The 9480-nt window shown below is 49.4% G+C and carries 11 protein-coding genes; 5 read left to right on the top strand and 6 right to left on the bottom strand.

Features of this window, described 5'->3' with window-relative positions:
- Nucleotides 1-3: 3 nt before the first annotated feature.
- Nucleotides 4-1146, bottom strand: coding sequence for a riboflavin biosynthesis protein RibD (ribD, locus tag COW20_05740; GenBank protein PIW49528.1), 1143 nt, complete (start codon nt 1144-1146; stop codon nt 4-6).
- Nucleotides 1139-1993 (bottom strand): 3-hydroxybutyryl-CoA dehydrogenase, encoded by an 855-nt coding sequence (locus COW20_05745; protein ID PIW49529.1) that lies wholly within the window; start codon nt 1991-1993, stop codon nt 1139-1141. Before COW20_05745 ends, ribD begins: the two co-directional genes overlap by 8 nt.
- Nucleotides 1994-2137: 144 nt before the next feature.
- Here COW20_05745 and COW20_05750 point away from each other — a divergent pair, with 144 nt between their 5' ends.
- From COW20_05750 to COW20_05765, 4 genes are all read left to right on the top strand, one after another.
- On the top strand, nt 2138-2554 hold the full coding sequence (locus tag COW20_05750; GenBank protein ID PIW49530.1) for a transposase: 417 nt from the start codon (nt 2138-2140) through the stop codon (nt 2552-2554).
- Entirely contained in the window at nt 2554-3543 is a 990-nt protein-coding gene (gene mvaD, locus COW20_05755; protein ID PIW49531.1) for a diphosphomevalonate decarboxylase, read from the top strand. The genes COW20_05750 and mvaD overlap by 1 nt, the downstream gene beginning before the upstream one ends.
- Nucleotides 3543-4643: a phosphomevalonate kinase gene (locus COW20_05760; GenBank protein ID PIW49532.1), complete on the top strand. Its 1101-nt coding sequence runs from the start codon at nt 3543-3545 to the stop codon at nt 4641-4643. The genes mvaD and COW20_05760 overlap by 1 nt, the downstream gene beginning before the upstream one ends.
- Nucleotides 4644-4902: 259 nt before the next feature.
- The gene (locus COW20_05765; protein PIW49533.1) at nt 4903-5469 is read left to right on the top strand and encodes a hypothetical protein; all 567 of its coding nucleotides are present in this window, start codon (nt 4903-4905) and stop codon (nt 5467-5469) included.
- 54 nt (nt 5470-5523) lie between these two features.
- Here COW20_05765 and COW20_05770 read toward each other — a convergent pair whose 3' ends face one another.
- Both COW20_05770 and COW20_05775 read right to left on the bottom strand, forming a co-directional pair.
- Nucleotides 5524-6558, bottom strand: coding sequence for an oxidoreductase (locus COW20_05770; protein ID PIW49534.1), 1035 nt, complete (start codon nt 6556-6558; stop codon nt 5524-5526).
- Between the two features lie 36 nt (nt 6559-6594).
- Entirely contained in the window at nt 6595-6804 is a 210-nt protein-coding gene (locus tag COW20_05775; GenBank protein PIW49535.1) for a hypothetical protein, read from the bottom strand.
- A 176-nt stretch (nt 6805-6980) separates the two neighbouring features.
- Between COW20_05775 and COW20_05780 the strand changes: the two genes are divergently transcribed.
- Nucleotides 6981-7649, top strand: a complete 669-nt coding sequence (locus tag COW20_05780; protein PIW49536.1) for a hypothetical protein — start codon at nt 6981-6983, stop codon at nt 7647-7649.
- A gap of 61 nt (nt 7650-7710) precedes the next feature.
- On the opposite strand, the gene COW20_05785 is transcribed toward COW20_05780, so the two are convergent.
- Nucleotides 7711-8916 carry a hypothetical protein gene (locus COW20_05785; GenBank protein ID PIW49537.1) on the bottom strand — a complete coding sequence of 402 codons (1206 nt, stop codon included), beginning with the start codon at nt 8914-8916 and terminating at the stop codon, nt 7711-7713.
- A gap of 18 nt (nt 8917-8934) precedes the next feature.
- Entirely contained in the window at nt 8935-9369 is a 435-nt protein-coding gene (locus tag COW20_05790; GenBank protein PIW49538.1) for a hypothetical protein, read from the bottom strand.
- Nucleotides 9370-9480: the final 111 nt, after the last annotated feature.

The following is a 9480-nucleotide window of genomic DNA, read 5'->3' on the forward strand; positions in this document are numbered from 1 at the left end:
GGATCAGCTCAAATAGCCTTCGATCAGCAAATCTTGACCGAGTTGGCGGGTTTGCATCTTTTGAACGGGCCATGCGTCATGAACGAAACCTACCCCTTCACCACCCACTGCTGAAAGAGCGTCGCTGCCGCCAATCAGTTTGGGGGCTACCAAAAAGCTGACCTTATCTACGATTCCGGCTTCAAGTGCGGCGGCTCTCAAGGTGGAACCCCCTTCGATCAAAACAGAGGTAATGCCTCTTTTGTTCAGCATTTGCATCAGTCTTCCCAAATCCACACGGGGTTCATCACTGTTTTCATCGGGGCAATGCAAAATTTCTGCCCCCGCCAGACGCAGCGAACGCAGACGATCCTCATGGGCGCCGTAACTGATCGCAATCAGAACCGGGGCACGTGTTTCGTCTGGATCTGAACGTAAAAACAATTTTGAATTGACAGGGGTTTTGGCCTCTGTGTCAATCACAATGCGCCAGGGATCGCAACCCCGTAAAATTTTGCAATTCAACATGGGATTGTCCTGCAAAATGGTGTTGACCCCAATCATGACCGCATCATAGCGTGCCCGCAGGTTTTGCACAAATTCACGGGCTTCTGGCCCGGTAATGCCATCCGTATCCTGCAGACGGGTGGCAATTTTGCCATCCAGTGACATGGCGGTTAGCAAATTGACAAAGGGACGGCGGGTGCTTGCCTCTTTCAGGTAGATTTCATTCAGGGAGCGCGCTTCGTCAGCGAGAATTCCCTCAATAATTTCAATCCCAGCGGCAGCCAGTGCATCCAAGGTTTTCCCACTCACGACAGGATTGGAGTCTCTGACGGCCACCACCACACGGGCGATTCCTGCTTGAATGATTGCATCTACCAGATTAATGCCTTTGCTGGTACCAAAGGCGGGTTCAAGATTGACATAGAGCGTGGCTCCTTTGGCTCTTTCACCGGCCGCTTTCAGGGCGTGCATCTCCCCATCGAGGGCATCCCGATTGGCGAGATAGCCTTTTCCGACGACGGTATCTCCTTGGGCAATCAGGGCTCCCCGAAAGGGGGAGGGCGCAATTTTTATAAAGCCATTGCGCGCCAACTTAAGTGCGCGCGCCATAAACTGTTCGTGCAGAAGCAGCATTTCTTGATCATCAGCATTTTCAGGCATAGGTATAAAAGCCCCGTCCGGTTTTTTTGCCGAGATGGCCCGCCTGAACCAGTCGTTTGAGCAGGGGGCAGGGGGCGTATTTGGGGTTTCCAAAACCTTCCTGTAAGGTATTCATGGCATTGAGGCAAACATCCAAGCCAACGGCATCGGCCAGTGCCAATGGGCCCATGGGATGATTAAAGCCCAGTTTCATGCCTGCATCGATGTCTTCAGGGCTGCCCACGCCTTCCATCAGGGCATACATGGCTTCATTGAGCAGAACCATGCCCAGGCGGGTGGTAATAAAGCCGGGGAAGTCATTGGCGACAATGACCTGTTTGCCAAGTTTTTCACCAAAGGCTTTGAGGGTTTGGAATGTTTCCTCAGAGGTTTCTAAACCGCGAATCAACTCAAGCAGTTTCATGAGATGAACCGGTGAGAAAAAATGCATGCCGATAAAGCGATCTCCACGCTGTGTGGCACTGGCCAAGCTCGTGATCGGCAAAGAGGAGGTATTGCTTGCAAAAAGCGTTTCAGCAGGGCAAATGCTTTCAAGTTGCGCGAACAGGGCTTTTTTCAGTTCCAGTTTTTCGGGGATGGCTTCAATTACCAATTGGGCTTCTGAAGCGGCTTGTAAAGAGGTGGTATAACTCACGCGTTCCAGGATATTTGCAATCTGATCCGCTTCGAGTTTGCCTTTTTCGGCCATTTTTTGCAACAGTTTTTCATGGCTGGCCCGGCTTTTTGCCAGAACCTCATCAGAAATATCGTAAACGGTGACAGGCAGACCAGCTACTGCACTGACGGCATGGGCAATTCCGCCCCCCATCAAACCGCTGCCGGCCACAAAGACTTTTGAAATTTGCATGGCTTTCATGTCCTTGAGATTTCGGGGTGGTCCCCGTGCAGTCAGAATACCACAGAAGCCTTAAACCGGGCGAGGCTTTGAGCAGGCTCTTGAGTAGGAGAATTTGTGTTATTCTGAAAACGTGATTTGAGGTCAAACCAGCCCATGAAACCCTATTCAGAAGATCTACGTATCCGTGTTTTGCAGGCCTATCTCAGCAAACAGGGCTCGATGCGAAATATCGCAGAGCGTTTTGATGTGAGCCTGAGCTTTGTGCTGGCTTTGGTCAAGCAATACCGTGAAAGTGGCAATATCCAGCCCCGTCCTCGCGGAGGGGGGCAAAAATTGCGGGTGGATGAAGGAGGCATGGATCAGCTCTCCCAGATCATTCAGGATCATCCCAAAGCAACTTTGCAGGAACTCTGCGAATACTTTGCCCAGGTAACAGGGATTCAACTCAGTGTGCCCACCATGAGCCGCTGCTTCAAGCGGCTTCAAAATAAGCACGCACGTAAGCTCACTCCGCGTAAGCGCGGAAGACCTCCCAAAGCCAAAGATTCAGAGACAAAGGAAACAGATTAATCTTGAAATCTGCACTTGCCCAAGCGCATAGCAATATTGCCCTGATCAAATATTGGGGAAAACGACAGGAAAGCTTAAAACTACCTCAAAATGGAAGTATTTCTTTGACCCTGGATGCGCTTTGGACGCGGACCCGTGTCAGCTTCGATGAAAACTTAGAAACCGATCAACTCTGGTTGAACGGAGAACGGGCTTCTGCCTTGCAGACGCTAAAAGTTCATAAGTTTCTCAATCTCATACGCCAGACCTATGGTTTGAGCCTGGCTGCTCAAATTCAAACTGAGAACAATTTCCCAACCGGTGCAGGTTTGGCCAGCTCAGCGTCAGGTTTTGCTGCCCTTGCTTTGGCTGCCACTTCCGCTGCGGGTTTGCACCTCTCTCAGGAAGAACTCTCCCGTTTGGCCCGTCAAGGCTCAGGTTCTGCCTGCCGTTCAATTTATGGTGGCTTTGTAGAGTGGCAGCGGGGAGAAAGTGAGTTGGGGCAGGATTCATTTGCTGTTCCTTTGGATGAAAAACCAGATTGGCCTCTGCTGATGGCGGTCTTGGTACTGAACGACAGCCCCAAGGCCCTTTCTTCAGGAGATGGCATGGCCCAGACCGTTGCCACTTCACCCCTCTATCCGGCCTGGTTGGCTTCGATTGAAAGCGATTTGGCGCAGATGCGTGCAGCGATTCAAGCGAAAGATTTTACGGCCTTGGGCAGTCTGATGGAACACAATGCTCTGAAAATGCATGCCACTGCTCTTGCTGCACGCCCGAGTGTGATTTACTGGCAGCCTGTGACCTTGGCGCTGATTGCGAGAGTCGAGAAAATCCGGGCCTCTGGTTTGGAATGCTATTTGACCATTGATGCGGGCCCCAATCTCAAAGTTTTGATGCAGGAAAAAGACTGGCCTCAATTTCAGGCGCAGCTCAGAGATTTGCCCGAAATAAAACAAGTGATTCCGGCCCGTCCTGGCCCTGCAGCTTTTCTCTGTGAGCCCTTTTGATGACGATTCAAAATTCATTCCGAATTCGGGTGCCCGGTAAACTCTTTCTGCTGGGCGAGTATGCGATTCTTGAACCTGGCAGTCAGGCTTTGCTTCTGGCAGTAGATCGCTATCTCTCTGCGGATTTTCTTGCGGCTGCTGAGTGGCAGCTTCAATCGAATCTGGAACCAGATCATATTTTTACGTATCTGCCAGAATCTGCGCAGTGGCAAGGCCCTGAAGCAAAAAAACTGCCCTTTGCCCAAGCCGCACTCGAAATTGCAGTGCAGTATCTTCAGGCTTTGGAACTGCCGCTTTTGCCCCAAAAGATTGTTTTACGTTCAGAGCTTCAAGAAGGCTCTTTAAAACTGGGCTTGGGCAGCAGTGCCGCTGTGACAGTTGCCATTGTGGCTGGTATTTTGGTGGCCCATGGTTTTTCGCTTGAAGATCACGCCACCCGTGTCAAACTGTTTAAATTGGGAATCCTGGCCCATGGCGCAGTTCAAGGGGGGGGCAGTGGCGCGGATCTCGCTGCGGCCATTTTTGGCTCAGTTACCTGCTACCGACGTTTTGATCCCCGCTGGCTTCAGGCCATGCAAATTCCGCTCTTGCGTCTGATCGATACGGATTGGGCCCTGTTGGGGTTGGAAAAATTGAATTGGCCTCAAGACTGGGCCTTTGCTGTTGGTTGGACGGGGGTTCCTGCGGCAACGGTTGATTATCTGGCTGAGTTTACCTATGTTAAAAATCATGCTGAAGAACTGTTTCAGCGATTTTTGTTCAGTGCCAATGCCGCCACGGCGACCGCCCGTGAAGCATTGATTCATCAGAACCGTGAAGCCCTGATTCAGAGCTTGTCTCAGTATCGCCGCCTGATACAGGAGTTAGAGGCTGAATTTATCGAACCGATTGAAACTCCGGCTTTAAAAGCTTTGTGTCAGGCGGCAGAGTCGCTTGGCTTGGGAGCCAAATCTTCTGGGGCCGGTGGCGGCGATTGTGGCGTTGCGGTGGGGGATCCCGCTGCGATTTCTGAACTTGAGAATTGCTGGAAAGCCTCAGCTATTCAACCGCTTCGCCTCTCACTTGATTTTCAAGGGGTCAAACAGGTTCCGCTGGCTTAAAAGGACCATGCCTTGAACAGTACTTTTGCGATCACTCCCAAAGAGCGTTTACGGGGGAGGAGGAGCTCGGTTTTGCATCGTCGGGCCCTTTGTGCTCTGGCATGAATTTAGCTCTCAGCTTACATGAAGATTGTGAAATTTCAAATTTGAGCTTTGCTCTTCTCCTGAAAAGAGCTGATTTTTCAGGGGGGGCTCTGTTTTCAAATGATTCAGCTTCAGATATTCTGAATAGAAGTTCTAACTGGAGTAAAGAGGGAATATGCTGAAACGCTTAGGGGCATCATTGGTTTTGATGGGGGTATTTGCAGGTGCTTTGCAGGCCAAAGATTTGCCCCGCAATGCTGAATATTGGGCTATACATTACCAATCCTTGCAGCTCATGACACCGAAACCGCATCAGGTCGATGCGCATATCAGCATGCTATGCCGAGGCATTGTTCAAAAAGATTTGGAGCGTGCCAAGGCCCAGAATGGCCCGCATGCGCAAACCTCAGTCATGATCTATGCCAATCCGCTTGCAGAAAAAGCTTTGAAAGCTCAAGCCAGAATCTATCCACCAGGCAGCGTCATCATCAAAGAAAAACACCCACATTTCTATCAAAGTCTGCCCTCAAAAGAGCAAATTCCTTCCAGCATTGGGGGAATGATCAAACGTGAAGCGGGATACGACCCCGAAAATGGGGATTGGGAATATTTTTACCGTACCAACCAGGGGGCTTTGGAATCAGGCAAAATGCAAAATTGCAGTGCCTGTCACAGCCGCGTGAAATCCCAGGACTATGTATTTAAAAATTGGATGCATACGCCCGCTCCTTCATCAAAGTGAAAGCCAGGCTTTTCAGGCGATTGTCCCTCCGGGTTCGCTTGAGCCCTTAGCACTTTAACAGGCCGGCGCTACTTCCAAGGTTTTGTTTAATTGGGCACTTTGCTCTGCCAATTCGAGCAGATAAATGACATTCAGGGCTTCCTGGGCTGTGACAGGGAGTTCTCCCTGATTTTCAAGGGCCTGGGCCAGAGCCTGGTAGTAGTTTTGGTAACCTCCTGTCCATGTGGGGAGGGTTTCGTGACTGTTTTCAAACCAGAGTGTACCGTGGGCAGTTTCAGCTTCTGCCGCCCAAGTGTCCCCAAGCGGTTGAATACCCTGCTTTAAACGCTCTTCCTGGGGGTCCATTCCGAATTTTCGGTAGGTTCCCAGCTCTCCTTGAAGTTCAAATCTCAGCTTGGGGCCGGCGACAAAGGCACTGCCTGTTAAAAGAACTTCTAAACCAGGATAATGCAATTGCACATGAAAATAATCAGCGACTTTGGCGTTTTTTCGGGTGGGCAAAATTCGGGCATTGACTGCTTCTGGCCAACCAAACAAAAGCAGTGCCTGGTCTAATAAATGAGAGCCCAAATCGAACCAACTGCCTGTTCCGGGGCCAGGATTTTCTCTCCAGCGGTCCTGCACATGGGGGCGAAAACGGTCGAAATGGGAGTGGAAAAAATGAATCTCGCCCAGACGCTTTTGCTGCAGTAAATTTTGCAAGGTTAGAAAATCACCATCCCATCTGCGGTTATGATAAACACTGAGTGAGCGCCCTTTTTCTTCTGCCAGCCGGATGAGGGCCTTCCCTTCTGCGAGTGTATTCACAAAGGGTTTTTCAAGCACGACATGCATGCCATTTTGCAGTGCTTTTTCAGCCAAAGCAAAATGAGAGGCATTGGGAGTGGCGATGATCGCCAAATCAGCTTCCGTTTGGGCCAGCAACTCCTCTGGTTGAGCAAAAATCTGAATACCCGGACCCAGTTTTTGAGCTTCGAAGGTTTGCCGTGTGCTGAGAGCGATGAGTTCAAAGGCCGGTAGGGTCTGAAGAAAGGGCAAGTGAAAAACCTTTGCTGAGAGTCCAAAGCCGATTAAAACGGTACGAATCATAGTTCCTCTTTAATAATAATCTTCGATTATTCTGTATTACACTGTACAGAAGTGTCTTTTGGGGGCCTTGCTTTGCGTGGGTCTAAGCATTTTATCCAGTTTTTGAAGGGCAGGTAATTGATCTTGACGCTGCAACTGTTTTTTCCACCCTTGATCCCTTTGTCTTTCGGCGCAATCGTCTGGCGTCTGTTCCTTGAACAAAAACTCAGTCAATCGAGCCCGCACTGGATCATGGGGGGCTTCCAAAAGATACCTTCTGGCTATCAAATCTAAGCAAGCTCAAATCCTTCCGCCCCCCCCATTCAGCCGGGCTGGAGTTTAACAGCAATATTCGTGAGGGCTGGCATTATGGGGTGTATTTGAATGACTCGCGCTCTACCCATCGATTGAAAAAGAACTGAAACATCAGAAATGGCAGTCCCATGAAAAAAAAACAAAATGACTTTTTAATTCAAGCTCCCCGTTTAGCTGAAAAACTTGAGTCTTTGAGTCTCAGCCTTGAGATCCTTTCGGGCTTGACCTTGCTGGAGGGCGGGGAAATTCAGCATCAGATCTTTGATGGCTTAAGCGCAGAGTCGTTGAGTTTGATTGAAATGCGTTTGTTGGGGCTTGCCTTGCGAGAGGCCCAGCTTGTCAAACTTGAAATATTGGATTCTGAAATCAAGCATTCTGATTTTTCAAATGCGAATATGGAACGCAGCAGTTTTACACGCGTGGTGTGCGACCATTCAAAATTTGTCGGTTTGAATGCTCGGCAGATTCATTTGCGCGATGTGCGATTTGAGGATTGTAATTTTCAACTTGCAGATTTTAGTCGCGCGCGTTTTCAACAGGTTTGGTTTGAGAACTGTCGCTTGAATGAGGTTCAGTTAAACAGTTGCCAATGGAAGCAGGTTCGGTTTAAAAACTGTGAATTGAAGGGGTTTGATTTGGCCGGAGTCAAACACCAGGGTTTGGATTTAAGGGGGTCTAAAATTTCTGGTTTTCAAGCACAGCCAACAGAATTGAAAGGCCTGATCCTGGATCCTGAGCAGGCCCTCAGTCTGATCAGCATCCTGGGCATTAAGGTGCGTGAGTCTGACGAGGCTTGAACAGAGTTTAAGCCTGTCACGATTTATCCCAAAGCTTTAACCTTAGGGGAGACCTTTCGGATTACAAGGAGGGCGAATGGATGTTTTTTGTATAAGAGCCCTGAATCACCAAGGCTACCGGCCGATTGGCATTGAGCAGCAATTGTGCCAGCACTTGAAGATCGGGGTCTTGAAAAAGGAAGCAGCCCAGGGTGCGAATTTCTTCATCGTTTAAATCCTGATGCCAGGGAATTTCCTGGTTGAGTTTATGATCCCGAGAGTGAAAGAGGATTTCACGTTGGGTCAAAACCCCGCCTTCCAAAACAATTCGGAAAGAACCAAAATTGAAACTTGCACGTGGATTGTCTTGAATCAGGGTGCCAAAAGCGTAGACCCCATTGGGGGCCGGTGCATTGGAGTTCATCACCATGGAATTTTGCATGAGCCAATCGGGCGGGTGGTTCCAGCTCTGTCGCGTATTATTGCGCGCTTCAACGGCGTATATGACTTGGGCTTGAGCGTCCATTACGGCCAAAATATTGTGGTCTCTGTCAAAAATCATGGCCGCGGCTTGTGCCATTTGATGGGCTTTGAAGATTTGTTTGCCTTTGAGTTGGTAGTCAACACCCAGGTGCGGACGCAAAGAATGCACCCGCATGAAGATTGCGTCTTGCTCAGGCTGAATCGGAAAAGTTTGCCCTTTGACCTGTTCAATCAGGTTTGGATAGAGAGGCTCAGTGTATTCAGGCAATTGAATGCCTTGAGATTGATGCAGGCCGATCTGACTGGCGACCTGTTGCCAATTCAAAATCTTCTCTGGACGGGGGGTAAAAGGGGGCAAGGATTGCTCAAGAATTTCACCTCTGAGATCAGGGCTGCAATCCAATTCCTGTGCTTTACCTGGCAACATGCGCCCAAAGCCCACGCCTTGTAAGCGGATGGAACTGGCAGATTCAAATTCTAGAATTTCTGCGTTGCAACTGCTGCTGACAAGTTTGGTTTGCTTGGCTCCACTGCCCTGAATACTGAGATTTTTAACATGATGCATCACCAAGGTGGGGCTTTGCGCTGATTTCCATTTGACATAGGGAGTGGTTTTTAAGCGCGGATCCACATGGTAGATGCCGGGTTTCATTTTAATAATGCGGTTAGAACCTACGGCTTTGACCAATTGTTCCATACTTGAAACTTCATGTTTACTGAGTGCAGCCTGTGCTGAGACAGGCGTTATCGTCCAAAGCAAAAGGCCACTCAGGATTATTTTTTGAAAAGTTTTTGAAGTCTTCATTTTCTTATTATAGCGAATTCATCGCTGCAACAAGTGGGAAGAGGCCTCCTTGTTGGGGGGGTATTTTAAATTCAAGCGTGCAAATTTTGTTTTGAAGGTTGATTCGACCAGGAATCGGATTTCTATGGGCAGCTGTGATTTCTGCCAGTCAAATTCTGCCTGAATGCTTGCCTGATCAAGGTTTAGTACCTGAAGGGCCTTGAGAGCGTAATAGGCTGCTCCAGGTGCATGATCGGCCATATGTGCTGTAGCAACCGCATGTCCAGCGGCTCGTGCAATCCACTTGTCTTTTGCTTCAAGGGCTTCTCTTGCTGCAGCATGTGCTGCAACAGACGCTTTTCTTGCTTCGCTCACCCCTTGGGTTCCCTGAACCCAGGCCTGAAGTGTTAGTAGGGCTGTTTCAATTCGAGCATCACAGGGCTGACTGCCATAGGGGAGCAGATGTTCTACCAAACCATCGCATAGTGCTCCTGCCATAGCCGACAGGCTTGGTGGGGGGTGAATTGCGATAGCGGCATTCCGCCGCTCATTCCAGCTTTTGTTGCTCAATATACTGTTTAATCA

Source organism: bacterium (Candidatus Blackallbacteria) CG13_big_fil_rev_8_21_14_2_50_49_14, assembly GCA_002783405.1.
In the GTDB taxonomy this organism is placed as follows: domain Bacteria; phylum Cyanobacteriota; class Sericytochromatia; order UBA7694; family UBA7694.

Bases quoted from the DNA above. Each gene is read 5' to 3' on its own strand.
- ribD (PIW49528.1), bottom strand. From the start codon at position 1,146: ATGCCTGAAAATGCTGATGATCAAGAAATGCTGCTTCTGCACGAACAG.
- COW20_05745 (PIW49529.1), bottom strand. From the start codon at position 1,993: ATGCAAATTTCAAAAGTCTTTGTGGCCGGCAGCGGTTTGATGGGGGGC.
- COW20_05750 (PIW49530.1), top strand. From the start codon at position 2,138: ATGAAACCCTATTCAGAAGATCTACGTATCCGTGTTTTGCAGGCCTAT.
- COW20_05760 (PIW49532.1), top strand. From the start codon at position 3,543: ATGACGATTCAAAATTCATTCCGAATTCGGGTGCCCGGTAAACTCTTT.
- COW20_05765 (PIW49533.1), top strand. From the start codon at position 4,903: ATGCTGAAACGCTTAGGGGCATCATTGGTTTTGATGGGGGTATTTGCA.
- COW20_05770 (PIW49534.1), bottom strand. From the start codon at position 6,558: ATGATTCGTACCGTTTTAATCGGCTTTGGACTCTCAGCAAAGGTTTTT.
- COW20_05780 (PIW49536.1), top strand. From the start codon at position 6,981: ATGAAAAAAAAACAAAATGACTTTTTAATTCAAGCTCCCCGTTTAGCT.
- COW20_05785 (PIW49537.1), bottom strand. From the start codon at position 8,916: ATGAAGACTTCAAAAACTTTTCAAAAAATAATCCTGAGTGGCCTTTTG.